Source organism: Sutcliffiella tianshenii (genome assembly GCF_016908565.1).
Taxonomy (GTDB): domain Bacteria; phylum Bacillota; class Bacilli; order Bacillales; family Bacillaceae_I; genus Sutcliffiella_A; species Sutcliffiella_A tianshenii.
This window is the reverse complement of the sequence record NZ_JAFBED010000004.1, coordinates 307,388-333,254: the sequence shown is the minus strand read 5'-3', so window position 1 is coordinate 333,254 and position 25,867 is coordinate 307,388. Positions and strand designations below refer to the sequence as shown.

Below are 25,867 nucleotides of genomic sequence, written 5' to 3'. Positions count from 1 at the left end.
TGAGAAAAAGCATGCTGGATAAAATGAATGACTGGCTCCATGCAGCCTATGAATATAAAGCATCCGATATCCATCTATCTGTAGGAGTTCCGCCGGTTTTCCGCATAAACGGGGAGCTCAAGAGCTATGGGAAGGATATTCTCACTCCTGAGGACACCCATACGATTGCCAAACAGATGATACCTGAATTTATGTGGCAGACATTTGATGAAAAAGGGGAACTGGACTTTTCCTACAGTGTCCCGGGGATATCAAGATTCCGTGTGAACGCCTACCGCCAAAGAACATCCGTTGCGATTGCCATACGTATTATACCGAGCAGGGTTCCATCCCTTGAAGAGCTTTCGCTGCCGTCTATATTAAATAGTCTTGTAGATAAGCCGCAGGGGCTGATCCTTGTTACTGGTCCAACGGGGAGCGGGAAGTCGACTACACTTGCTTCCATGATCGACTATATGAATCGCACGATGAAGAAGCATATCATTACCTTGGAAGATCCGATTGAGTATCTTCATCGCCATAATCAGTGCATGATCGATCAGCGTGAGGTAGGATTCGATACCAAAAGCTTTGCTACCGGACTGAGGGCATCCCTTAGGCAGGATCCGGATGTTATCCTCGTAGGGGAGCTTCGTGACCTCGAGACCATCCAGACTGCCATCACTGCAGCAGAAACCGGTCATCTTGTTTTGGGTACCTTGCATACGACAAGTGCGCCATCAACCATCGACCGGATCATTGACGTATTTCCAGGACCACAGCAGGCGCAGATTCGGATCCAGCTAGCTTCTGTCCTTGTATCGATCATCTCTCAGAGGCTTTTCCCGTCATTGGATAGACAGGGAAGGAAAGTGGCGACCGAAATTTTGGTCAACACCCCGGCGGTTGCGAACCTGATCCGAAACGAGAAAATACATCAGATTCAAAACGTGATGCAAACAAGCAGGGCCTTAGGTATGCACACCTTGGAAATGAGCATCAGGCAGCTCATCCAGAATAGTGAGATTAGTAGAGTATCAGCAGAGAGCTTCCTGCAGGAGACGGTGAATTAGATGCCAAGATTTACTTATACAGGCCGGGATACAGCTGGGAAGAAGGACGGCTCCATCACCAGCGCATCCCGTCGAGAGGCAATTGTACAATTGAAGGAAAAAGGAATACGCGTAGTCAGGATTGAGGAGATACCGGAGTCGATCTTCACTAAGGATATCAGCATAGGAAATCCTGTTAAGCTTAGGGACTTTGTTATATTCCTTCGCCAATTCTCTACACTCATACGGGCAGGCATTTCTGTTGTGGAAGCGACAAATGTCCTGGCAAACCAGACATCAAGCAAGGCCTTGAAGAGGGTGCTGTTTGATGTAGAGGAAGAGTTGAAGCAGGGTAACGCGCTCTCAGCGGCTGCCGCAAAGCATCCGAAAGTATTCTCCACCATGTTCATCAATATGATCAAGGCAGGGGAAGCAAGCGGTGCACTCGATGACACGCTTGACAGGCTTGCCATGCAATTTGAGAAACAAAGTGAAACAAGATCCAAAATCGTTTCGGCCTTGACCTATCCGATGGTGCTTGGTGTGATTGCCATTGGGGTGGTCATCTTCCTGCTTGTTGGGGTTGTTCCTACCTTTGTCGCCATGTTCAGTGACTTTGGCGCACAGCTTCCACTCATCACCCGATTCGTCCTTGGAGCAAGTGAGTGGATGCAATCATTCTGGTGGCTGTTCCTGTTGATGATACTGGCATTGGTAGTAGGAGTGATGGCATTAAAGTCAAAGAAGGAAACAAAGTACTATTTGGATTACTTAGTGTTACGATTGCCTATCTTTGGCCCATTGCTGCAAAAGGCAGTCATTGCAAGGTTTACCAGGACATTGAGTTCATTGTTCACAAGTTCAGTCCCAATCCTGCAGGCGGTAAGCATCGTGGAGAAGATTGTCGAAAATGAGGTAATTGCAAAAGTACTTGCAGACAGCAAGCTATCCCTGGAAAAAGGGGAAAGCATGACTGGACCAATGAAAGGGCACTGGGCATTCCCGCCCCTTGTAACACAAATGATCTCCATCGGGGAAAGCACTGGATCACTGGATTCGATGCTGGATAAAATAGCGGAATTCTATGAAAAAGAAGTAGACCACGCAACCGACAGATTAAAGAGTCTGATAGAGCCATTAATGATTGTTGTGCTCGCAGTTATAGTAGGGACTATAGTCACATCCATACTAGTTCCAATGTTCGATATTTTTAACCACATTCAGTCATAGAATGCTGTAAAATCTTATTGAAATTTGTAAGATAGTATAATAGAATTATAGTATAAAATAATTGTTACTTATTTCCAAAATGGGAGGAATATTAAAGATGTTACAAAAATTCAGAAGTATGTTAAAAAATGAAAAAGGCTTGACGCTGATCGAGCTTTTAGCGGTAGTTGTTATTTTGGGTATTATTGCTGCGATTGCGGTACCGAGTATTGGTAAACTGATTGATAATTCTAAAGTTGATGCGCACGTTGCTAATGCCGAACAAGTAGTAAGTGCTGCTAGACTTGCTGCTACATCTGACTCTTCCATTAGTGTTGGTTCAAAGTTTGTATCTTTAGAGTATTTAATTTCAAAAGGATTCCTAGAGCAAATCCAAGATCCAGACGATAAAAATAAATCCTACAAACAAGGAAATAAATCTAACGCTGCTGTAGATACTATAGCTGATACTCATTCATATGTTCAATTATTAGACGGGAAAGTCATTGGTGTAAATTTAGTCGGGGAAAATAGAAGTGTAAAAGCTACTGCAAATACAGGTGGAAATTTAGTTATTAATAAAAGTAGTGTTACAAATAATTAACAATTGATTATGATGTATTACTATGTTCAATTATTTACACTAGCCCTCCTCCTAGGCTCCTTCTACAACGTAGTCGGCCTTCGAATACCAAAGGGCATGTCAATCGTGGCGCCGAGGTCACATTGTACAAGCTGTAAGCAGACATTGACGGGGATTGATTTGATTCCCGTCCTTTCATATGTATTTTCCAAGGGGAGATGTCGGTACTGTAAACAGGCCGTGTCTCCTATTTATCCATTATTCGAGCTTTTGACGGCTGTGCTGTTTGTCCTTGCGCCATTTTTGATGGGTTGGACTTACGAACTGGTAATTGCCTGGACCCTCATATCGATGCTGATCATCATCGTCATTACTGATATTCACTATATGCTCATTCCAAACAAGATACTGCTATTTTTCTTTCTTTTATTCATCTTTGAAAGATTTTTCATTCCTTATCAGACGCTACCGAATCATCTTATCGGACTGGCGGTAGGTTTTGCCATTCCAGCACTTGTTGCCTTGCTTAGCAAAGGTGGCATGGGTGGAGGGGATATTAAGCTGTTTGCGGTCCTCGGGTTTGTATTAGGGTGGAAGATGGTCATTCTCACATTCTTTCTCTCCTCCTTGATCGGAATGATGGCTGCCCTAATTGGCATGCTTTTCGGCAAGGTGAAGAGGGGTGTGCCGTTTCCGTTTGGTCCTTCGATTGCAGTGGCGGCACTCATCGGTTATTTTGCAGGCGAGCAAATTTTGAACCTGTACTTTTCCCTACTCTTCTAGTAAATCAAAAAGGAGTTCTACTCAATGGAATTTTCATTTTTACAGCCAAAACATAATAATTTTATAAATATTACGTTTCGTGACCATGTTATTAGAATGGTAGAGTTGAAGAGTTTGAATCCTTTGACGGTCAAACGGACAAGGGAGAGATTTTTGCCGCCGAACATCGTGCGTGATGGGAAAATTGTCGATGAAAATATCTTTCGTCTCATTTTCGAGGAATGTGTGGAAGAATGGGGATTGAAGAGGAAGCATGTCAGGTTTGTCGTTCCAGATCAGTTTGTGGTGACGAGAAAGCTCAGCATCCCCTCGAATGTGATGGATGATGAGATCATCGGTCACCTGTATCTGGAGCTCGGTTCGACCATTCACCTTCCATTTGAAGATCCGGTATTTGACGTGCATGTTCTGCAACGCTCCGAAAAAACGGACCTTGTCCTTTTTGCTTCGCCGGAAGAAATGGTCACTCAGGTGTCTTCCATCTTCGAAGAAAACAAAATGAAGCCGACGGTGGCGGATGTGTCCTCCCTTTGCCTATACCGACTTTATTATGAATTCGGTCAACGGAATGAAAATGACCATCTACTGATCATTCATTTTGATATCAGCTGTATCACCCTTAGTATCTTTATGAAGCATGCTCCTGTATTCGTCAGGACCATCGCAATCCCAGCAGACATTAAGACATGGGAAGTGTCCGAGACGAATACGAGAATGGAGTGGGCCGGGGATATCATTCAGTTTAACGTGTTTTTGGAGGACTTCATCAAGGAAGTGGAGCGGATCATGAACTTCTTCCGCTATTCCTTGAATCAAGGAACGGATGAAGTGAAGAGAGTACTATTGCACGGAGATCATCCGAATTTCCCATTGGTTTTGGCAAAGTTAAGGGAGCGGATTACTGTACCGGTCGATACATATGAGCAGGAAGTCTATACACAAGATCAAGAGGTTGTTGACCCGAAATTTTATTTCCCACTCGGGTTGGCGTTAAAAGAGGTGTAGGAATGAAAACGTTAGTAGATATAAACCTATTGCCAAGAAAACAGGCGCGTGACATTACGACTCCTCTTGTTTACGGAATTTGCGGGTTCTTTATACTATTTGTGGTCGTCCTTCTAGTCATCTTTCAGCATCTTGTCAGCGAGGATGTCGCAAGGGCTGAAAGAGGCCTTGAAAATGTCCAGGCGTTGCGTGCGGCCAAAGAAGAAGCGATACGGACACCCCAAAATTCATCCTCCGCACAGCGTTTGGAGAATACGGTTCAATGGGCAGAGGAATATCCCGTGGAAATGGTCCCTGTCATGCAGGAGCTTGTCAGGATGCTTCCGGATCGCGGGTTTGTGCAGAGCTTTTCCTATGCAGAAAGCGGGGCATTAAATGTAACGGTCCAGTTCGATCAATCCAAAGACGCGGCATATTATTTGTATCATCTGAACGGTAACGGCTATTTCCAGAATGTCAACCTATCAAGTGTTTCCACAGCAATTGTCGGTGAGGAAGAGGACGCTGATGTATTGCCTCGTTATATCGCGCAGTACAGCCTCGAATTTGACAAGGCTGCCATAAAGGCAGAGGAACAGGAAACTCCGGAAACTGAAGGTGAAGAAACCGTATCGGATGAAGAGGATACTGAAACCGGGCCGGATACGGAATCAGAGGATGGAGGCGAGGGTCTATGAACATTGAACTGCAGAGAAAACACTACTTCATCTTTGCCTCTGTTGTAGCATTTCTCGTACTGGGAATCATCCTATTCTACTATTTAAGCTATGCGCCGAAACAGACGATGGTGGAGCAAAAAAAGCAGGAGATCGAAATCGAGGAGCAATTGATTCAAGTGTTGGATCAGCAGCAGGAATCAGCTGGGGCAAGCCTGGGAAATACCATGGAACTTCAGCGGAAGATTCCTGTAACGTCCTATGTGGAACAGCTGATCCTGGAACTCGAGAAAGCGGAAGTGGTCTCCAATTCCAGGATCATGAATATGACATTCGGGGATGCGGACTTTTCCGTGGCAACAACCACTTTGGAAGAGTATGTGGAAACAAACAGTTCGACTGACACAGAGGGAACAGCGGAACAGCAGACAGAACAAGCCTACCTGCCTGAAGGGTTAAAAAAGGTGACCGTCAATTTATCCGTAGAGTCCGAGAACTATGAAGACCTTACAGCTTTCCTTGAGGAACTGGAAGGTTTGACCCGGATCACCCAAATTGAATCGGTTGCTTTCACCGGACTTCCCGAGCTGACTTCCATTGCCCAGGAATTGACGTCACTATCATATTCAGTTCAATTATCAGCATTTTACCATCCGGAGCTAGCAGATCTGATTGAGGACCTTCCTCCGATCTCAGCGCCGGAACCGAGCAATAAGACAAATCCTTTTCTCGACAATGAATAATTTATTTCCGGGGAAACAGTCGAAAGCCCTAATACATAGGGGATTGTGTCGGAAAACATTTAGGACAAGACGACAAAAGTCTTGTTCTTTTTTTTATGCGCTATGATAGGATGAAACAAATCAATTGCAGACATATTTTGTCAAGGTAAATGGAGGTGGACATGTTGGACAAGAATCATTCCCATGAAGTGAAAATCCGCATTAACGGGGTGGAAAAATCATATCATCGAAACTCAAAGAAAAAGAAAGGGAAAAATCGTCACGGGACATCCATGGAAGACTATCAAAATCCAGAGCGGGAAACGCCAATCGAAGAGGACGACCTGCCCTTGATCATCGTGGATGAGACGGCTGCAGCAGCAGAAAAGAAAGAGGAAGAAGATTTCGAATGGGTTCTTCCTAAAGAGCCGGTGAAGCCGGAGAATAAGGAAACAACATCTGAAAAAACTTCTTATATAGAAGATTTGCGTCAAATCAATAAACCAAAAGGGAAGAAATCGCTTCCCCACTCATTAAAAAAGAAGAAATTGGCCCCTCCGTCCTTTTCGAAACAACTTATTGTATCCATTGTGATGGCTGTCGGCATTGGGACTTGTTTAGGCTTTATTATTCTCGCAATCATGAATATCTCTTCTGATAATCCATTGAATCCTAACCAGCCTGTTGCGGGCTCGGTATCAGACCAGGCGGAAAATGAAAATACCGGAACAGCTGGGAACAGCGACGGGCAGAGTGTCACCATACCTGCGCTAGGAGTAGCTGTCCTGCAGGGTGGGGCATTATCGAGTATGGAAGCTGCAAATGCGACGATAGATTCGTTCAAAAGCCAGGGATTTTCAGCTGTTGCTGTCGGCAAGGATACCATTTATGTATTGGTGGGAATCGGACAGACGGTAGAAGGAATGAAAAGTCTCGGTACAATGGCAAGCGATAAAGGACTGGAAACCTATGCGAAGGAGTTTGCGATCCCTGAAAGGACGTTCAATTCTTTGAATGCTCAGGATGCGGCAGTTCTTCAAGAAGGTCAAAGTCTATACAAGGAATTGGCTGCAACCTCCTCCTCATTGCTCCAGGGAGGAACACTTGATAGCAGTGCAGTGGAAAAAATGAACGGACATTTTGAGAAGATCTCGGCAGTCAAAGCGGAAGAAATGACAGATGGTCCTAAACAGTGGAAAGACCTTCTTGTTGGTGCATATCAGCACATTCAGCAATATCAAACATCCAAAGACTCCTCGGAATTGTGGGGGGCACAACAGAAATTATTGGAAGCGACCGCTTTTCTGTACCAGTAAAATATTCAATGAAAACAGGTTCCCAAAACAATGTTTTGGGGCCTGTTTTTATGTAGAAATGCATGTTTTGATTCTGTTTGGTATTTGTTTGTTACAAGGCTGATTTATGTGTTACGATAACCTTGTATCTCTCTTGTTTGAAAAATTCCAGGAAAAGGTGATAATGCATGAAGCCTCTAATTTTAGCCTCAGGATCCCCCAGAAGAAAGGAGCTCCTCCAACAAGTAAAACTCTCCTTTGAAGTGAAGGTCAGTACGATCGAAGAGACCTTTGACCCCAAAATGAATCCAGAAGAAATTGCCATGAACCTGGCTCTTCAGAAAGCTGAAGATGTTGCCAGGGATAATAGGGAATCTGTCATCATCGGCGCAGATACGATAGTGGTCCATGACGGTTTGGTTCTTGGCAAACCCAAAGATGTAGACGAAGCAACATACATGTTAAAGATGCTGAGTGGCAATACTCATTATGTAATAAGCGGGGTTGCGATTGTGAGCGGAGATAGGCATGTGACATTTTTTGAAAAGACAGCGGTTACGTTTTGGGAGCTGACGGATGAGGAAATCGAATATTACATCAAATCAGGAGAACCGATGGATAAGGCCGGTAGCTATGGCATCCAGGAAGTTGGAGCCTTGTTTGTGAAAGAGATCCATGGTGATTATTTCTCTGTGGTCGGACTGCCTTTGTCTAAAACGGTTCGTGAACTGAAGAGCTTCTTTTAATGCGGTAGATTGCCCTCTTGCTTTTGTAATGGAATAAAGCAAAGGGGGATAAAAATGACAGCACCAACTACTTCTTTAATGATAAGGGACTATCCTGAAGACGAACGCCCAAGGGAAAGACTGATTCAAGACGGGCCGCAAAGCCTGTCCAATCATGAGCTTTTGGCGATCATGCTCCGTACAGGCTCGAAGGAAGAATCCGTCCTGCAGCTTGCAAATCGCCTGTTGACCTCGTTTGAGGGATTGCGGTTGCTGAAGGATGCATCCGTTGATGAAATGATGAGCATCAAAGGGATCGGCAGTGCCAAGGCAGTCCAGATCATGGCTGCAGTCGAGCTTGGTCGGCGCATCCACCGGCTTCAGTATGAAGACCGCTATGTGATCCGGTCGCCGGAGGATGCAGCCAATTATGTGATGGAAGATATGCGTTTTTTGACGCAGGAGCATTTTGTTTGTCTTTACCTCAATACAAAAAATCAAGTGCTCCATCAGCAGACCATCTTCATCGGAAGCCTGAATGCCAGCATCGTGCATCCCCGCGAGGTGTTCAAAGAAGCTTTTCGTCGTTCAGCCGCTTCCTTTATTTGCCTTCATAACCATCCTTCGGGAGATCCTTCGCCAAGCCGTGAGGATATTGATGTGACAAAAAGGCTCAATGAATGCGGCAAACTGATCGGAATAGAGCTTTTGGACCATTTAATCATCGGCGATCAGAAATTCATCAGTTTAAAAGAAAAAGGCTATGTGTAAGTACTATGCTTTTTTCTTATCCTACGCTATAATATTACTCATGAGTTTGGAAGGGACTTTTCTTTCCAAGCTTTATCTTCTTAAAACTACATTATCCACATGTTAATGAAATAAATGAGGGCAAGCTGTCCGCTTTTATCACTTTTAACCACACCAATTAAGCATTTAGTTTCAGAAAGGGAGATACACATTTATGTTTGGAACGAGAGATCTTGGTATTGACTTGGGAACAGCCAATACACTAGTTTTTATTAAAGGAAAAGGGATTGTTGTGCGCGAGCCGTCGGTTGTGGCACTTCAGACCGACACAAAGCAGATTGTTGCTGTAGGGAACGATGCGAAAAATATGATCGGTCGTACACCTGGTAATGTGGTGGCGCTTCGTCCGATGAAGGATGGGGTCATCGCTGATTATGAAACAACGGCGACGATGATGAAATACTACATCAAGCAGGCATTGCGCAATAAGAGCGCTTTTTCCCGTAAGCCATATGTGATGGTGTGTGTGCCATCAGGGATTACCGCAGTTGAGGAAAGAGCGGTTATCGATGCGACACGCCAAGCCGGTGCACGCGATGCGTATCCGATCGAAGAGCCATTTGCAGCGGCAATCGGTGCAAATCTTCCTGTTTGGGAGCCAACAGGTTCCATGGTTGTGGATATCGGTGGCGGAACGACAGAAGTTGCAATCATTTCTTTAGGGGGAATTGTGACAAGCCAATCCATCCGTGTTGCAGGGGATGAAATGGACGATGCCATCATTGCTTATATCCGTAAAAATTACAACTTGATGATCGGGGAAAGAACGGCTGAAGCGCTGAAGCTTGAAGTTGGATCTGCCGGTGATTCTGAATCTATCGAACCGATGGATATCCGCGGCCGCGACTTGTTGACAGGTCTTCCGAAAACAGTCGAGATTTCTGCTAAAGAAGTGGAAGAGGCACTGAAGGATACAGTTACTGCAATCGTTGATTCTGTCAAGGCGACTTTGGAGCGTACGCCGCCAGAGCTTGCCGCAGATATCATGGACCGCGGAATTGTCCTGACAGGTGGAGGGGCTTTGCTTCGCAATCTGGATAAAGTGATTAGTGATGAAACGAAAATGCCTGTCATCATTGCGGAAAATCCTTTGGATTGTGTGGCAATCGGAACAGGTAAAGCTTTGGATTATATTGACGAATTTAAGAAGAAATCAAGAGATTATCGCTAAAAAGAAGGTGTTAAGTCATGCCGCAATTTTTCCTCAATAAGAGGTTGATCATTTTGTTGGTGAGCTTAATTATTCTAGTGGCATTGATTGGTTTCTCCTTGAAAGAACGGGACCAATTGACATGGCCTGAACAGTTTGTAAAAGACTCGACAGGCTTTGTGCAATCCATTTTCTATCGGCCCGCACATTATGTTGCGGGTTTCTTTGAGAATGTTGAGTACTTGAAGAATACGTATGAGGAAAATAAACTTTTGCGTGCTAGACTAGAAGAATACGCAATGCTCGAGACAAAAGCGCACAAGCTTGAACAGGAAAACGCAGAAATAAGAGAAGTGATCGGTGAACTCGATTCGCTCAGGGATTACGATCCACTGCCTGCTACGGTCATCGGACGAAATCCGGATCAGTGGCGCGAGCAGATCATATTGAATAAAGGGAAGCAGGACGGTGTGGAAAAGGACATGGCTGTCATCACAGCAGGCGGCTTGATCGGTAAGGTTAAGCATGCTAATCCATTTACTTCCTCCGTACAGCTTTTAAGCTCCCTTGATCCGAAAAACCGCATCTCGGCCTATATCCAGGGAGATGAAAGCATCTTCGGATTGATAGAAGGCTATGATGATGAAAAGGGTGCTTTATTACTGAAAAGGATCCCTCATCAGGCGGAAGTAAAAGAAGGGCAGACTGTATTGAGCTCCGGACTTGGCGGGATTTTCCCGGAAGGCCTTATCATCGGGGAAGTCACGGAGGTCGTTCCGGACGAATATGGGCTTACACAGATGGCCTACATAAAGCCGGCAGCAAATTTCTATGATATCAGTCAAGTGATGATAGTGAAACGCACGTTGATTTCCGGAGACGAAGAACCAGTGGATGAGCCTGTTGAAGAAGCAACAGAAGAGGGGGATTCTGAGTGAGGAAGTATGTCTTGCCAGCCCTTATTCTTTGCTTGTTTGTCTTGGAAAGCATGACGGTCGACATATTATTCCTGGGGAACATCAAGGAGGATTGGGTGATAGTCCCGAGGTATGTGCTTATTACCTTGATTCTTTGCACAATCTATACAGGTTCCTATATCGGGATCATTTTCGGCATGGTATTCGGACTTCTTTACGATATTGTCTATACGGAAGTATTGGGAGTATATCTATTTGCCTATCCTGTTGCCTCCTATTTTGTATCGAAGCTGATGAAGGCGCTGCAGGCTAATATATTCATTGCTTTCTTTATGATTGTCTTGGCAGTTGCAGGAGTGGAATATCTGGTGTACAGCATCCATACCCTGATCGGTACCACGAATATCCTGCATCAGGATTATCTGACCGGCAGACTTGTGCCGACCTTGATCTTCAATGCCATTTTCACATTGATCTTTATCTTTCCATTGAAATTGTTCATGGAAAAGCTGGCATATGAACAAAAGGATGAACTCTAAGAAAGCTGTCTGATTCAGTCAGCTTTTGTTCTACATAATGAATCTAGTAATCTTTTTTTATTTTTTATGCGCATAGGAAAAAGGAAATAGAAGGACTATGTCGAATTATATACTTGTTGAGGTGAACGTCGTGAATAGACAAAAACAACAGTATGTAACCATTAAGGGCACGAAAGAGGGCCTAACTCTGCATCTCGATGATACATGCTCGTTTCAAGAGCTTTTAGCTGAAATAGAAGCAAAATTAGCGTCGAATAGCAATCCGGATGATTCGCCTTTACTTGGTGTACGCCTGAAGGTCGGGAATCGTTTTTTAACCAATAAGCAACAAGAGAAATTACGCAATGTCATCCGCAGTAAAAAGAATTTTATTGTCGAAGAGATTGAAAGTAATGTCATCACAAAAGAACAGGCCATACAGTGGAAAGAAGAAAATGAAATTGTCCCAGTAGCAAGGATGGTTCGCTCAGGACAAGTCCTCGAAGTTAAAGGAGATCTTCTCTTGATTGGTGATGTGAACCCAGGTGGGACGGTGAAGGCGGGCGGCAATATTTTCGTATTGGGGGCCCTGCGTGGAAATGCATATGCGGGTCTTTTGGGAAACAATGAGGCTGTCATCGCTGCAAGTCTTATGAGACCTACGCTGCTTTCCATATCCGAAACGATAAACCGTGCCCCGGACTTAAGTGAACAGCTTGAGGGGAGCAATGAAATGGAATGCGCCTATATTGATAAGAATGAACAAATTATCATAGATCGCTTACAGTTGCTTTCACATCTAAGACCAATGTTAACAAGGCTTGAAAGGAGAATGTAATAAGTGGGAGAGGCTATCGTAATTACGTCTGGTAAAGGTGGAGTCGGCAAAACGACAACTTCTGCAAATATAGGAACCGCTCTTGCCTTAGCAGGAAAACGTGTATGTTTAGTAGATACAGATATTGGACTCAGAAATCTGGATGTCGTAATGGGACTTGAAAACCGCATCATTTATGATTTAGTTGACGTTGTTGAAGGACGTTGCAAAACACATCAAGCCTTAATCAATGATAAACGCTTTGAATGCCTGAAGCTCCTTCCAGCTGCACAAACAAGTGATAAAACAGCTGTTAAGCCGGAACAGATGAAAAAGCTTATAAACGAACTGAAGCAGGATTACGATTACATCATCATCGACTGCCCGGCAGGGATCGAGCAAGGCTTCCAGAATGCAATCGCCGGTGCCGATCGTGCCATCGTCGTCACTACACCGGAAATTTCATCGGTGCGTGATGCAGATCGCATCATCGGGCTTTTGGAAAAAGAAGCTATCGAGCCGCCTAGATTAGTAGTCAACCGCATTCGCAACCATATGGTGAAAAACGGGGAAATGCTGGATGTGGATGAGATCGTATCGATACTTGCCATTGATATCATCGGAATCGTTGCAGATGACGACAGCGTGATCCGGGCTTCCAATAGCGGAGAGCCGATTGTCATGGATCCTACAAGCAAAGCATCCATCGCATATCGCAACATCGCCCGCCGCATCCTTGGTGAGTCGGTTCCATTGCAATCCTTGGAAGAGGAAAACAAGGGTGTCATGTTTAAAATCAAGAAATTCTTTGGAGTTCGTTAATCCAGGTGAGAAGCCGCCCTTAAACAGAAAGGGGCGGTTTCTTTTGTTTTTCGGAAGTTTTTGCTAAGATTGGTGTAAAATATATACATATCAAAAACAAGGCGCTTGGAAGGAGCATTATACATACATGAAAGCAAGAAAAAAGGTATCTAGGAATATTTTGCTGGCACTTTTCCTGTTGGGCATCCTGTTTTTCATCACCAATACTTCGATCTTCTCAGGACCTGTCGAGGAGGAGCCGCTATTATTGGCCCATCGCGGAGTCCATCAGACGTTCAGTATGGAGGGGATTGAAAATGATACTTGTACCGCCGAGCGGATCTTTGAACCTGAGCATGAGTATCTGGAGAATACAATCCCGTCGATGAGAGCGGCCTTTGAAGCCGGGGCGGATATCGTGGAGCTTGATGTGCAGCCGACAACCGATGGGGAGTTTGCCGTTTTTCATGACTGGACCTTGGAGTGCCGGACAGATGGGAAAGGTGTGACAAGAGAGCATACGATGGCAGAACTCCGGGCATTGGATATCGGATACGGCTATACTGCCGACAATGGCAAAACCTATCCGTTCCGTGGAAAAGGAGTAGGCCTAATGCCGACACTCGGACAGGTGCTTCAGGCATTCCCTGATAAAGAACTGCTGATTCATATTAAAAGTGATGACCCGGAAGAAGGCAGGCTTCTTGCAAAGTATCTGAAGGATTATGATTTTGTTGGAAATAGCGCGAATATCAGTGTTTACGGCGGGGATAAACCGATCGCTGCCTTAAAGGAAGAGATGCCTGTGATCCGTGTCATGTCCATGGCAACGATGAAAAGCTGCATGTATCCATACATTGCAATCGGCTGGACAGGCTATGTTCCTGAATCCTGTGAAAACACCCAGCTTCATATTCCCGAGAAAATCGGGCCGTGGCTCTGGGGCTGGACAGGGAAATTCTACGAGCGCATGGATAAAGTGGACACAAGGGTCATCATCGTCGCCGGTGATGGGGGCTTCTCTGAAGGCTTTGACAAAGTCGAGGATCTCAAGCGCATACCTGAGCGTTTTACCGGTTATATCTGGACAAACAGGATCGACCTGATCGGCCCTGCGATGAAGGACGGGGAATAAACTAGAAGCAGGCGGGGATGTTCCCGCCTGTTTTTTTATTGTGATTCTGGAGCGGATGTGGAGTTGAAAGTTGGATCAAAATGGAAAAAGTTCGATAGAATCAGGAAAAACGTCGATAGAACCTCAAAAAAGTTCGATAGAAGTCAAAAAAAGTACAATAGGAACTGAAAAAAGTTCGATAGACATTCAAAAAAGTTCAATAGACGCCGTAACAACGTCATTCAGCCTGGAAGAAGCGGTATTTTCTTTAGCTGAGCCCTGCCAGAAAGTCTACTTCTAGCGATAATAGCCAGTCTTATAGCGGTTCCACAATTGCTCAAGTTTTCATGTTACCATTCTTCCCTCCTTCCAAAAATCTCACCCACATCGTCATATCCCAAAAGGACAAGTCATAAAATGGTACAAACATAATAGGGGGAAGGGTGTTTGTATGAATGATCGGTTGGATGAGATAAGAAGAAGGGCTGCAAGGAGAAAAAAGGCAAGGCAAACACAGCACACCAAGCGCAATCAGGTGTCCTCGTATGTGATGCGCGATGAGGAAAAGTACGGAAATGCAAGCTATACCTCCTATGAGAGTGGTCCTGATGGAAACAAGGAGCATCCGCTTTTCAATAAAGAGCTCTTTCTATTCAAGATTTTAGCTTCCGCCATTTTGGTGCTGGTTGTGGGCATCATGTTTCAAAATCAGTCGCCTGTTCTTGAAAAGCCGCGCGAATTTGTGACAAGTACGATGAAGCAGAGCTTTCAATTTACAGCTTTCTCATCCTGGTATGAGGGGCAGTTCGGCAAGTCATTGGCCTTGCTTCCTTTGCCGCAGAATACAGAAAAGGTGCAGGGCGGTGAGGAATATGTGATGCCGGCATCTGCGAAGGTGTATGAAAGCTTCGAGGCGAATGGACAAGGGGTCATGGTAGAAACGATGGCGAATTCGAGTGTGGAGGCGATGGACGGGGGACGTGTGACGTTTGTTGGAAAGAAGGAAGATACAGGCAAGACAGTGATTATCCAGCATAACGATGATACCTATACTTGGTATGGGCAGCTTGGGGAAGTGGAAATCAAGCTTTATGATTACGTCAAGACCGGACAGGTGATAGGGCGTACGACAACACTTGAAGACGGCTCAAAGGGAATGTTTTATTTCGCCATACAAAAAGGCAATGATTTTATCGATCCCATGCAGGTGATTTCATTTGAATAATAAATGGCTCAGGCTATTTCAAAAAATCCATATACATCCGATATTCTGGCTGATGATCGGCCTTGCCATCCTGACGGCAAATTTCTGGGAGCTGCTCATTCTCTTCATTATTGTATTGGTGCACGAACTTGGGCATAGTCTCGCAGCTACTTATTTTTCATGGCGAATCAAGCAGGTGCTGATTCTTCCATTTGGAGGGGTGGCGGAAATGGAGGAGCATGGAAACCGCCCTTTGAAGGAGGAACTGATCGTAACCCTGGCTGGACCGTTGCAGCATATATGGCTCGCAGGTGCTGGCTACCTCCTTTATAAAATGAACATCCTATCTCCGGAAATGTGGGAGCTGTTTTTTTCGTTCAACCTGATGATTTTTCTTGTAAACCTACTCCCGATCTGGCCGCTTGATGGGGGCAGGCTGATGAGTATCGCACTGAGTAAATTTTCATCTTTTGCGACTTCCCATGAACGGACCTTGAAATATTCGTTTGTTTCTTTAGGTGTCTTTTTCCTGGTTTACCTGGTGATAGATCCCCTGCATTTGAATATGTGGATCATCTCCCTGTTTCTCTTTTACTCCCTATTCTCGGAATGGAAGCAGCGTCATTTTGTATTCATCCGCTTTTTACTGGAGAGGTACTATGGAAAGACGAATTCCGTTTCGAAAATCACGCCGATCATCGTGGATGAAACGGAAAAGATCCATCAGGTTCTGCAAAGGTTCAAGCGGGATTGCAAGCATAGCATCATCGTGATGAAAGGCAATAAAAAGCAGGCGCCGCTGGATGAAAATGAGCTTTTGCATGCGTATTTCAAAGAGAAGTTGACGACAATCGATATTGGGGATATCCTTTACTCATACTAAATATTGAAAGTCGAGGCTATTCCATTGACCGAGCTTATAATGAATCTGCGTGCAACGGAAAAGCGGGTTGCCGTGAAAGAGCAGGATAAGATAGTAGAGCTCCTGATTGAAAGGCCTACTACTGAACATATAGAAGGAAATATTTATTATGGTCGCGTTGTGAATGTCTTGCCCGGGATGCAGGCAGCCTTTGTCGATATTGGACAAAAGCAGCCCGGGTATCTTCACCGCGACCAATTGTCGTCCTATCAATTATCGCCGCTATCCAAACCTGAAAAGGAAAAGCGGGGCATTTCGCATTTTGTCCATCAGGGAGAAGCGATCCTAGTGCAGGTGGCAAAAGAAGGAGAAGGAACTAAAGGTCCAAAACTGACCGGGCTCATCGAGTTTCCGGGAATACATATCGTGTATCAGCCGTTCGGAAAATTCAAGAGCATTTCTAAAAAGATGAAAGAGGAAAGCCGTAAAGAGTGGAGGGAGCATCTATACAGCTGGTGTACCGAGGAAGAGGGCGTGATACTCCGTTCTGCTGGTGAGCACGTCCTCGTTGAGGTGGTGGAGGAGGAATTATCCGCGCTGCAGCAGCAGTATCTCGATGTACAGGGAAAAATGTCCTCCTCCCAGGTTCCAGCACTCTTGCATAAAGAGGATCATTTTCTCGCAAAACTGCTCAGGGAAATGCCTAAAGCTGAGATCAAGCTAATGGAAGTGGACGATGCTCCAACCTTTCAACTCCTGAAGAAGCAGGGCTATCCGGTGCGCTTTTATGATGGGAAGGAAGATATCTTTGCACGCAGAGGGATCGATCAGGAACTTGAAAAAGCGTTAAAGCGGATCGTCTGGCTCCCGAGTGGGGGCTATATCATCATCGAGCATACGGAAGCGATGACGGTTGTGGATGTCAATACAGGCAAATTCGTCGGAAAGACCGGGTTGAAAGAGACGGCTCTGAAGACCAATCTTGAAGCGGCGAAAGAAGTGGCACGGCAGCTTCGGTTGAGGGAGATCGGAGGCATTGTCATTGTCGATTTCATTGATATGTCGAGTGTGGAGGAGCAGGAGCAGGTGCTGAAGATAGTGCGGAACGAAGTGCGGAAGGACCGTTCTGTTGTCCGGATCATCGGATTCACCGAGTTGCATCTACTGCAGCTGACACGGAAAAAAATCAGGGAGCCTTTGACTCGGATGCTTCTGCAAAAGTGTGACCCATGCCTTGGTAAAGGTACGGTATATTCCCCCGAAACGATCGCCTTTCAACTTGAAAGAAAGCTTCTTGAATACTATCGTTCGGATGTGGAGGCAATCATCGTCGATCTTACAGAGGATGTGAAAAGAATCATGGATGCCTTGCCAGACCTGGTTGAGCGGACAGGTGTGGAAATATATTATGTAAGATCAGATGGCAAGCCGGGTTATGAGATTGTTTTTACAGGTTCGGCGATTGATGCAAAAGATCGTCTAAAATCGCTGGAACCTTATTGACATCAGGCTTTGGAGTATGCTAAGATGTTCTTTGTTAGTTTGTAGCACCCGTGCTACAACCGCACAGTCCAGGTTCCGTATAAATATGGGCGTTTTTCGTTACATATACCTGACACTGGCGAGTCTGAGTCTATTGAGGAGGTGCAAGAGAATGTACGCAATTATTGAAACAGGTGGTAAGCAAATCAAGGTTGAAGCAGGTCAAGCGATCTACATCGAAAAACTTGGTGCAGCTGAAGGCGATACTGTAACTTTCGACAAAGTTCTTTTCGTTGGTGGCGACAATGTTAAAGTTGGTAGCCCACTAGTAGCAGGAGCAACTGTTACGGCTAAAGTTGAAAAGCAAGGCCGTGCGAAGAAGATTACTGTATTCAAATACAAAGCTAAGAAAAACTACCGTAAAAAACAAGGTCATCGTCAACCTTACACTAAAGTTACTGTTGATGCAATCAACCTATAATTTTAAGGTGTGATCGTATGATTAAAGTTACAATTAAACGAAACGATCAACATGCTATCGATTCGTTTACCATAACTGGACATGCCAACTTTGCCAAGAGGGGTTCGGACATAGTTTGTGCGGGGGTTTCCGCTGTATCTTATGGTGCAATCAACTCCATCATCAAACTTTTATCCTTTACACCCGACATTGAGCAGGGGGCAGAAGGCGGCTTTCTGCGCTGTACAATCCCTTCTGACATAGAAGAGGCGGTACAGGAGAAGGTGCAGCTTTTACTCGAAGGTATGGTCGTATCTTTAGAGACGATTGAACGTGATTATGGAAATTATATAACCATTTCTAAATAGGAGGTGGAATACATGTTAAGATTAGATCTTCAGTTCTTTGCTTCCAAAAAGGGAGTAGGTTCTACTAAAAACGGTCGTGACTCACAGTCTAAGCGTCTTGGCGCTAAGCGTGCAGACGGTCAACAAGTTTCTGGTGGTTCAATTTTATACCGTCAACGCGGTACTAAAATCTACCCTGGACTAAACGTTGGACGTGGTGGAGATGATACGTTATTCGCGAAGGTTGACGGAATCGTTCGTTTCGAGCGTCTAGGCCGTGACCGCAAACAAGTTAGCGTATATCCTGTTGCTCAAGAAGCATAATTCCAGAAAAAACTCTAGCCTGACATTAGGTTAGAGTTTTTTTATTACGGATGAGGGTACACCAAAATAAACAGCAGTTCATCATCGACCAACAAACTATTATGGATTCTACATCTTTTGTCGAATTCCTTCTGGGGTCTGGCCCCTCAACGAAATTTATATGCTATAATCTTATACATATAAGAAAGATATGGATTTTTTGCTGGGAGTAGGAAAAATGATGAAAAAACGAAGCACGTTGGAGGTTCTGCGCCATTCCCGTCATGATTGGCTGAATCGGCTGCAGCTGATTAAGGCTAATATGTCGCTTGGGCGTTGGGACCGGGTAAACAATTTAATAGATGAAATTGTACTGGAATCCAATCATGAGTCCGGTTTAACCAACCTGCATGCTTCTATGTTTGCGGAATATCTTATCACTTTTCATTGGGAACCGCGTTTATTTTCGATGGAATATGAAGTGATAGGGGAAGCTGGGTTAAATTTATCCGATTATGATCATTCGCTTTACAAATGGGTGACGTCCCTTTTTTCACAGATTGAGACGGCTGTGGATAAAAAGGCGGAAAACCATTTGTTTTTAAGCATGCATATAGAGGAAAAGGAAATTCGTTTCTTTTTCGAATTAAGTGGAATAATAGAAAGCACAGAAGGATTATCCACCTGGATAAAAAATCAGCCAAATGGCTTTTTGGTTGAAGACAGCCAAGTCTCAAAAGAGGGTTGCGAGATGCAGATCCGCTTTTCCTGAGAAGAAAGCCACAATAATAAACGATAACAACGAAAACAATACCAGCAAGGGCAGTTTTCTTTTATAGCGTTAACGTATAAGATAATGTATCGCAGGCCGAATGATGGCTTTGCATTTTAGATCGGAGTGAAAATCAATGTTTGTCGATCAGGTCAAGATTTATGTAAAAGGTGGAGACGGCGGGAATGGTATGGTAGCATTCCGTCGTGAGAAATATGTACCGGACGGTGGACCAGCCGGAGGGGATGGCGGTAAAGGTGCCGACGTCATCCTTCAAGTGGAAGAAGGACTTCGCACACTGATGGATTTCCGTTATAAGCGTCACTTTAAAGCAAACCGTGGTGAGCACGGGATGTCCAAAAACCAGCACGGAAGAAATTCCGAAAGCATGATTGTCAAGGTTCCGCCTGGAACGGTCGTCATGGATGATGATACAAAAGAGACGTTGGCAGACTTAACCGAGCATGGCCAGCAATATGTCGTGGCTAAAGGTGGACGTGGGGGACGCGGAAACACGCGATTTGCAACCCCTAGAAACCCTGCTCCGGAAGTTGCCGAGAACGGTGAACCAGGTCAGGAGCGCTATATTGTACTTGAGCTGAAGGTGCTTGCTGATGTAGGGCTAGTTGGATTCCCGAGTGTTGGGAAATCCACGCTTCTATCTGTAGTATCCGCGGCAAAACCGAAAATTGCCGAATATCATTTTACTACCATCGTACCGAACCTTGGGGTGGTGGAAACGGAAGATGGCCGAAGCTTTGTCATGGCCGATCTTCCTGGACTGATTGAAGGTGCCCATCAGGGTGTGGGGCTTGGACATCAGTTCCTTCGTCATATTGAACGTACAAGGGTCATCATCCATGTAGTCGACATGGGCGGTCTTGAAGGTCGTGACCCGTATGACGATTATGTGACGATCAACGAGGAATTGAAGGAATACAACATGCGCTTGACTGAACGTGCGCAGATTGTAGTTGCGAATAAAATGGATATGCCGGATTCAGAAGAGAATCTTGCCTCCTTTAAAGAGAAGCTTGGCGATGATGTGAAGGTATTCCCGATTTCGGCTCTTACCCGCAGCGGTCTACGTGACCTTTTATATGCAGTGGCAGATGAGCTGGAGCACGCGCCGGAATTCCCTCTATATGAGGAAGAGGCAATCGAACAGCGCGTTGTGTACAAGCATGAGAAAGAAGAGAAGGGCTTCCGCATCACGAGAGATCCGGATGGTGCCTTTGTTCTTTCCGGTGCAGACATTGAAAAGCTGTTTGTGATGACCAACTTCAACCATGAAGAGTCGATCAAGCGTTTTGCCCGTCAGCTACGTGGTATGGGAGTCGATGAGGCACTAAGGGAACGCGGTGCCCAGGATGGCGACTTGGTACGACTGCTTGAGTATGAATTCGAGTTTGTAGAATAGAGTGATTACTTAGAGGGGGAGAAAGCACCCCCTCTTTCTTTACATAGTAAAATCCATGTGGAATGAGGAGAGATGGTAGATGCTCGAGGAGAAGTTTTATTTAGTGAGGGAGGATGTATTACCTGAAGCGATGAAAAAGGCCCTTGATGTAAAAGAAATGCTTGCAAGGGGAAAGGCCGATTCCATTGCGGAGGCGGTACAGCGTGTCGATCTCAGTCGGAGTGCCTTTTATAAGTATCGCGATACCGTCTTTCCATTTCATACGATGGTAAAAGAAAAAATCATGACCTTGTTTTTTCACTTGGAAGACCAGACAGGGGCACTATCAGAGCTTCTGGCCACCGTTGCTTCCGTAGGCTGCAATGTCCTGACGATACATCAGACCATTCCGCTCCAAGGAAAGGCCAATGTCACATTGTCCCTGGATATGTCAGGTTTAAAAGGGGATATACATGCTTTACTTTCCATGCTCAAGAGATTAGAATTTGTAGATAAAGTAGAGATCCTCGGAACCGGGGCATAAGCTTAGATTTCACACACAGAGACTAGCAGAGGAGAGGCGCAATGATGAAGGACAGAATTGGATATTTAGGACCGAAGGCAACTTTTACAGATATGGCAGTAACCAGTTTTTTTCCGCAGGGAGAGAAAAAAGCTTATTCCACGATACCGGCATGTATGGATGCCGTCTTGAATGGGGAAGTGGATTATGCCGTTGTACCATTGGAAAACGCAATAGAAGGCTCCGTTAACGTCACACTCGATTATTTGATTCATGATTGCCCCCTGCCCATAGTTGCAGAGTTGATTGTACCAATCAGCCAGCATCTCCTGGTGCATCCCGACCAATTAAAAAACGGCGATCCGATTGAAGTGATCTATTCGCATTCCCATGCGATAGCACAGTGCCATAAGTTTTTACATAAGAAATATCCGAATGCTGTTTATGAGACGACGTCCTCCACGGCATCAGCGGCAAAGCTGGTTTCGGAGCACCGCCTATCAAAGCGCTCTGCATGCATAGCCAACAGCTTGGCGGCAAAAGAATATAAGCTCTCGGTGCTTGCCGAGGACATCCATGATTATGAAAATAACCATACAAAGTTCATTGTCCTGCATAGAGATGAGGCAATGATCACAGACAATCACGCTTCACACCATGTTGATAGTGAGAAAACATCCCTTGTGGTGACATTGCCAAGCGATCAATCCGGGGCGCTTCATCAGGTGCTGTCCGCTTTCGCCTGGAGAAAGCTGAATCTTTCGAAAATTGAATCCCGCCCGATGAAAACGGGACTTGGCAACTATTTCTTCATCATCGACATCAACCAACATATGGACGAGGTGCTTCTGCCAGGAGCAGTCGGTGAACTGGAGGCATTAGGCTGTTCGGTCAAGGTCTTGGGAAGCTATACAAGCTATTTGCTGAAATAAGTGAAAAGGAGCAAGTTCCTATCTAATATAGGAATCTGCTCCTTTTTTTATTCTATCAGCATCCCGGCATCCTTCAGCGCCTTGCAGGCTGCGTCCAGCTTTTCCTCCGATTCCGCTTCAAGGGTATGCAAGTGCGTCCCATCGGTCAATTGGGATAAATATGCAGCTTTCGTTTCGTGGATTTTCTTTATGAAATCGTCCACTTCCGAGCGGGTGCTTACCATCACGGAAGCGGTGAGGTCCCCATATACGGGATGCTCGATTTTCACATCCTTGATGGTCACGCCGTGATCCACGATGATATAAAGCTCTTCCTCCGTTTTTTCTGGTGGATGAAAAGAGACGATGATACGCTCCTTTTTCCTCTGTTCCCCAGGGGGCTTTAAGTAGACATAGCCTTGACTTGTCGCAAGGATCGGCTCGTTTTTAGCCTTTAACAGGGAGATATCCTGGACAATCACCTGCCGGCTTACATTGGTGCGGCTGGCAAGCTCCCCTCCCGTCAATGGCTTGTCTTCTGTCTGCAGCCAGTGTAAAAGGAGTTCTCTCCGTTCTGAGCCGAGTACTTTTTTTTCTTGGTTCATCTGTTTTCGCTCCTTCTTACCCATAGGTTTCCTCTACAATTTCCTTTAAAGCAGTCACCGCTATATCCAATTCCTTAAGTGAAGTGTCCTTGCCAAAAGAAATCCGGATGAATTCCCGTGCTTCTTCGGCAGATTTTCCGGTGGCAAGCATCGTGCGTGACGGTTCTTGAGAGCCAACCTGGCATGCACTGCCAGTAGAGATCGCAATCTGTCTGCGATTGCACTCAAGCATCACATACTGGCCTTCCAGCCCCTTCAGGCGGAGTCCGATGATATGTGGCAGAGTATTGGCTTGTTCTGCTTCGATATGAACAGGAAGCCAGTGCTGTTTAAGTTTTTCAAAAAAAGCACCGCGCAGGCTCTCATGCTTTGCTCTTATGATTTTCATATTAGCATGCAAGGATTGTGCAGCGGCTGTAAAAGCGGCGATCCCTGGTACATTCACTGTGCCCGGTCGCATTCCGCGTTCATGGCTCGCTCCCGCATATTGGGACTTCCAGGAAAGGTAAGGATCGATATACAATGCGCCAACGCCTTTTGGCCCATAAATTTTATGTGAAGAAATGGACAGGCTGGATAGACGCAGCTTTTCCACATCTATAGGTATTTTACCAAAAGTTTGTACAGTATCACTATGAAAGAGGATATTCTTCTCATGAAGAATTTTCCCAACGGCCTCCAACGGCTGGATGATCCCTGTTTCCGAGTTGGCATGGTGGATCGAGACAAGGCATGTTTCTTCTCTGATTTCCTCTTTTAATTGCTGCAGCGAGATTAATCCGTTGTGGTCCACTTCCAGGAAGGTGACATGATAGCCAGCATCCTCGAGTTGTCCGATAAGATGATGGATTGATGAATGTTCCGTCCTTGTCGTAATGATATGATTTCCTTTTTCCCTGTTTCCGTCTAAAAGGCTCCGGATAGCAAGGTAATTCGATTCACTGCCACCGCTTGTAAAATAGATCCCTTCTTTTTTTCCTTTGATCATGGCAGCCATTTCAGATCTGCATGTTTCGAGGAGCTGCTGACTTGAGGTGCCGATATCATGTAAGCTGCGGCTGTTGCCGAAATAATGCTGATTTACATGGTTGAAAACTTCCAACGATTCAGCACTCATCGGCGTAGTCGCAGCGTAGTCTAAATAAATCATAGGTAAACTCCCTTCAGAATAGGCGTTTATGATGCTTAAACGCAAATAAATCTTACAGTCTAGGTTTCTCTTAAAAATATTTCTTGTCATTAGTTTAAATTTATGTAAATATAGGTGTCAAGACACTTATGTATACAGGGGGTTTTTTTGTGTCTCCACACTATGGTGATGTCATTGTTGTCGGAAGCGGTTTATCTGCTTTGTTGACGGCAAAACACTTAAGCAAGCATATGAATGTGATGGTTTTCACAAAGTCTGATAAATATGAAAATAATTCTTTTCTGGCACAAGGTGGAGTTGCCAGTGCGATAGCTGATACAGATACATGGCAGGAGCATTTTCATGATACGATCCTTGCCGGTTGCAATCATAATCAACAAGATACCGTGGAGCTTTTGACGAAGCTTGGTCCCGGTTTGCTTCAGGAACTGATCGATGAAGGATTGAATTTTGACAAAGATGAACAAGGCAGGATTTCGCTCGGTATGGAGGGGGCACATTCCCACAGGAGGATCTTACATGCAGGCGGAGACCAGACCGGCAGAAGGATCATGCAGTGGCTCCATTCCCAGGTCTCCCATTCTGTACATGTCGTGGAGCAGGAAACTGTCGTCAACATTCTCACACGGGATGATCGCTGCTATGGGATAAAAACGATCAATCGTTTCGAAGAAAGAAAAACCTATTACGCCTCACATATCATTTTTGCAACAGGTGGAGCAGGCGCAATGTATTCCTATACATCCAACGATCCCAGTGTAAACGGCATGGCGCTTGCACTTGCCCACCAAGCAGGTGCAATCCTTACAGACCTTGAGTTCATGCAGTTTCATCCGACCATGCTACATGTAAATAACCTGGTGGTCGGTTTGGTTTCAGAGGCCGTCCGCGGAGAAGGCGCCTTCCTGGTCAATGGTCATGGGAAAAGGATCATGCAGGGCATACATCCGCAAGAAGATCTGGCACCAAGGGACATAGTCTCACGTGCAATTTTTCACGAGCTGGAGCAGGGCGGCAAAGTATTCCTGAACATTGAGAACGTAATGAATTTCGAAGAACGTTTTCCTACCATTTCAACTATGTGCCGCAAACATGGCATTTCTATTGAAAAAAAACTACTACCTGTGGTCCCCGGCGCTCACTTTTTTATGGGAGGAATCAAAACCGACGCCAATGGTGAAACGTCGCTAAAAGGGTTGTATGCAGTCGGGGAAGCAGCATGCAACGGGGTACACGGTGCAAATAGGCTGGCCAGCAACTCTCTGTTGGAGGCGATTGTCTTTTCAAAGCTACTGGCTGAACATATATTAATGAAACCTAAGGAAAACTCGCTTGAACCAAAAGAAGAAAAAACATCTACACATTATGAATGCACCAAAACATTAGGTCCGCTTCCTGCTAAAAGGGAGCTGCAGGCAATGATGATGAAGCATGCAGGTATAGTCCGGCATGCAGACGGCCTTCAGGAACTGAAACGGTGGGTTGAAACATATGAGCCTTATTGGCAGGAGCTGGAGCGATTGGAAATGAGTCTGTCCTCAGAAGAAATCGAACGTATCCTTATGTTGCAGATCGGTCATCTGATAGCTTCGTCAGCATTAAAAAGGGAAGAAAGCAGGGGCGCCCATTTCCGCTCTGATTTCCCTGAGTTGAAGAAAGGCTGGCTTCAAAAAAGGATAGATCATCAAGAAAAAATAAAGCTGCTTGTGTAAA

General features: G+C 45.2%; 29 protein-coding genes and 1 other annotated feature. Of the genes, 27 read left to right on the top strand and 2 right to left on the bottom strand.

The window, feature by feature from the left end; all coding sequences use genetic code 11:
* Window positions 1–11: 11 nt before the first annotated feature.
* The 26 genes from JOC95_RS11245 to pheA all read left to right on the top strand — a co-directional run bounded on the left by JOC95_RS11245 (window position 12) and on the right by pheA (window position 22,420).
* On the top strand, window positions 12–1,052 hold the full coding sequence (locus JOC95_RS11245; protein WP_204416138.1) for a type IV pilus twitching motility protein PilT: 1,041 nt from the start codon (window positions 12–14) through the stop codon (window positions 1,050–1,052).
* The gene (locus JOC95_RS11240; protein ID WP_204416137.1) at window positions 1,053–2,261 is read left to right on the top strand and encodes a type II secretion system F family protein; all 1,209 of its coding nucleotides are present in this window, start codon (window positions 1,053–1,055) and stop codon (window positions 2,259–2,261) included.
* 97 nt (window positions 2,262–2,358) lie between these two features.
* Complete coding sequence (locus JOC95_RS11235) at window positions 2,359–2,844, top strand: pilus assembly FimT family protein (RefSeq protein ID WP_204416135.1); 486 nt, start codon at window positions 2,359–2,361, stop codon at window positions 2,842–2,844.
* Window positions 2,845–2,853: 9 nt separating this feature from the next.
* Window positions 2,854–3,606, top strand: coding sequence for a prepilin peptidase (locus JOC95_RS11230; protein WP_338083090.1), 753 nt, complete (start codon window positions 2,854–2,856; stop codon window positions 3,604–3,606).
* A 24-nt stretch (window positions 3,607–3,630) separates the two neighbouring features.
* A complete protein-coding gene (pilM, locus tag JOC95_RS11225; RefSeq protein ID WP_204416133.1) occupies window positions 3,631–4,611 on the top strand; it encodes a type IV pilus biogenesis protein PilM in 981 nt (326 codons plus the stop codon).
* Window positions 4,612–4,613: 2 nt separating this feature from the next.
* Window positions 4,614–5,288, top strand: a complete 675-nt coding sequence (locus JOC95_RS11220) for a PilN domain-containing protein (protein WP_204416131.1) — start codon at window positions 4,614–4,616, stop codon at window positions 5,286–5,288.
* Window positions 5,285–6,010 carry a hypothetical protein gene (locus tag JOC95_RS11215; protein ID WP_204416130.1) on the top strand — a complete coding sequence of 242 codons (726 nt, stop codon included), beginning with the start codon at window positions 5,285–5,287 and terminating at the stop codon, window positions 6,008–6,010. The genes JOC95_RS11220 and JOC95_RS11215 overlap by 4 nt, the downstream gene beginning before the upstream one ends.
* A gap of 161 nt (window positions 6,011–6,171) precedes the next feature.
* A complete protein-coding gene (locus JOC95_RS11210; protein ID WP_204416129.1) occupies window positions 6,172–7,305 on the top strand; it encodes an Hsp70 family protein in 1,134 nt (377 codons plus the stop codon).
* Between the two features lie 167 nt (window positions 7,306–7,472).
* The gene (locus tag JOC95_RS11205; RefSeq protein ID WP_204416128.1) at window positions 7,473–8,030 is read left to right on the top strand and encodes a Maf family protein; all 558 of its coding nucleotides are present in this window, start codon (window positions 7,473–7,475) and stop codon (window positions 8,028–8,030) included.
* A gap of 54 nt (window positions 8,031–8,084) precedes the next feature.
* Window positions 8,085–8,780, top strand: coding sequence for a RadC family protein (radC, locus tag JOC95_RS11200; protein ID WP_204416127.1), 696 nt, complete (start codon window positions 8,085–8,087; stop codon window positions 8,778–8,780).
* A 193-nt stretch (window positions 8,781–8,973) separates the two neighbouring features.
* Complete coding sequence (locus JOC95_RS11195) at window positions 8,974–9,990, top strand: rod shape-determining protein (RefSeq protein WP_204416126.1); 1,017 nt, start codon at window positions 8,974–8,976, stop codon at window positions 9,988–9,990.
* 17 nt (window positions 9,991–10,007) lie between these two features.
* On the top strand, window positions 10,008–10,907 hold the full coding sequence (gene mreC, locus JOC95_RS11190; protein WP_204416125.1) for a rod shape-determining protein MreC: 900 nt from the start codon (window positions 10,008–10,010) through the stop codon (window positions 10,905–10,907).
* Entirely contained in the window at window positions 10,904–11,425 is a 522-nt protein-coding gene (gene mreD, locus JOC95_RS11185; RefSeq protein ID WP_204416123.1) for a rod shape-determining protein MreD, read from the top strand. Before mreC ends, mreD begins: the two co-directional genes overlap by 4 nt.
* A gap of 97 nt (window positions 11,426–11,522) precedes the next feature.
* Complete coding sequence (gene minC / locus JOC95_RS11180; protein WP_239582848.1) at window positions 11,523–12,242, top strand: septum site-determining protein MinC; 720 nt, start codon at window positions 11,523–11,525, stop codon at window positions 12,240–12,242.
* Between the two features lie 3 nt (window positions 12,243–12,245).
* On the top strand, window positions 12,246–13,043 hold the full coding sequence (minD, locus tag JOC95_RS11175) for a septum site-determining protein MinD (protein ID WP_204416119.1): 798 nt from the start codon (window positions 12,246–12,248) through the stop codon (window positions 13,041–13,043).
* A gap of 127 nt (window positions 13,044–13,170) precedes the next feature.
* The gene (locus tag JOC95_RS11170; protein ID WP_204416117.1) at window positions 13,171–14,157 is read left to right on the top strand and encodes a glycerophosphodiester phosphodiesterase family protein; all 987 of its coding nucleotides are present in this window, start codon (window positions 13,171–13,173) and stop codon (window positions 14,155–14,157) included.
* A gap of 430 nt (window positions 14,158–14,587) precedes the next feature.
* Entirely contained in the window at window positions 14,588–15,361 is a 774-nt protein-coding gene (locus tag JOC95_RS11165; protein ID WP_204416115.1) for a M23 family metallopeptidase, read from the top strand.
* Entirely contained in the window at window positions 15,354–16,223 is an 870-nt protein-coding gene (locus JOC95_RS11160) for a M50 family metallopeptidase (protein ID WP_239582847.1), read from the top strand. The genes JOC95_RS11165 and JOC95_RS11160 overlap by 8 nt, the downstream gene beginning before the upstream one ends.
* Window positions 16,224–16,247: 24 nt before the next feature.
* Window positions 16,248–17,705: an Rne/Rng family ribonuclease gene (locus JOC95_RS11155; RefSeq protein WP_204416113.1), complete on the top strand. Its 1,458-nt coding sequence runs from the start codon at window positions 16,248–16,250 to the stop codon at window positions 17,703–17,705.
* A gap of 47 nt (window positions 17,706–17,752) precedes the next feature.
* Window positions 17,753–17,841, top strand: a sequence feature (ribosomal protein L21 leader region).
* 15 nt (window positions 17,842–17,856) lie between these two features.
* The gene (gene rplU, locus JOC95_RS11150; protein ID WP_204416111.1) at window positions 17,857–18,165 is read left to right on the top strand and encodes a 50S ribosomal protein L21; all 309 of its coding nucleotides are present in this window, start codon (window positions 17,857–17,859) and stop codon (window positions 18,163–18,165) included.
* Window positions 18,166–18,182: 17 nt separating this feature from the next.
* Complete coding sequence (locus JOC95_RS11145) at window positions 18,183–18,512, top strand: ribosomal-processing cysteine protease Prp (RefSeq protein ID WP_204416110.1); 330 nt, start codon at window positions 18,183–18,185, stop codon at window positions 18,510–18,512.
* A gap of 12 nt (window positions 18,513–18,524) precedes the next feature.
* The gene (rpmA, locus tag JOC95_RS11140; protein WP_204416109.1) at window positions 18,525–18,815 is read left to right on the top strand and encodes a 50S ribosomal protein L27; all 291 of its coding nucleotides are present in this window, start codon (window positions 18,525–18,527) and stop codon (window positions 18,813–18,815) included.
* Window positions 18,816–19,032: 217 nt separating this feature from the next.
* Window positions 19,033–19,566: a Spo0B C-terminal domain-containing protein gene (locus JOC95_RS11135; RefSeq protein ID WP_204416108.1), complete on the top strand. Its 534-nt coding sequence runs from the start codon at window positions 19,033–19,035 to the stop codon at window positions 19,564–19,566.
* 136 nt (window positions 19,567–19,702) lie between these two features.
* A complete protein-coding gene (obgE, locus tag JOC95_RS11130) occupies window positions 19,703–20,986 on the top strand; it encodes a GTPase ObgE (RefSeq protein WP_204416107.1) in 1,284 nt (427 codons plus the stop codon).
* 79 nt (window positions 20,987–21,065) lie between these two features.
* Window positions 21,066–21,509 (top strand): ACT domain-containing protein, encoded by a 444-nt coding sequence (locus JOC95_RS11125; RefSeq protein ID WP_204416106.1) that lies wholly within the window; start codon window positions 21,066–21,068, stop codon window positions 21,507–21,509.
* A gap of 44 nt (window positions 21,510–21,553) precedes the next feature.
* Window positions 21,554–22,420, top strand: a complete 867-nt coding sequence (gene pheA / locus JOC95_RS11120; RefSeq protein ID WP_204416480.1) for a prephenate dehydratase — start codon at window positions 21,554–21,556, stop codon at window positions 22,418–22,420.
* 47 nt (window positions 22,421–22,467) lie between these two features.
* Here the strand turns inward: pheA and JOC95_RS11115 are convergent, their stop codons facing one another.
* Window positions 22,468–23,004 (bottom strand): transcription repressor NadR, encoded by a 537-nt coding sequence (locus JOC95_RS11115; RefSeq protein WP_204416104.1) that lies wholly within the window; start codon window positions 23,002–23,004, stop codon window positions 22,468–22,470.
* Window positions 23,005–23,020: 16 nt separating this feature from the next.
* Window positions 23,021–24,154: an IscS subfamily cysteine desulfurase gene (locus JOC95_RS11110; RefSeq protein WP_204416102.1), complete on the bottom strand. Its 1,134-nt coding sequence runs from the start codon at window positions 24,152–24,154 to the stop codon at window positions 23,021–23,023.
* A gap of 128 nt (window positions 24,155–24,282) precedes the next feature.
* Between JOC95_RS11110 and nadB the strand changes: the two genes are divergently transcribed.
* The gene (nadB, locus tag JOC95_RS11105) at window positions 24,283–25,866 is read left to right on the top strand and encodes an L-aspartate oxidase (protein WP_204416100.1); all 1,584 of its coding nucleotides are present in this window, start codon (window positions 24,283–24,285) and stop codon (window positions 25,864–25,866) included.
* The last annotated feature ends 1 nt before the right edge of the window (window position 25,867 follow it).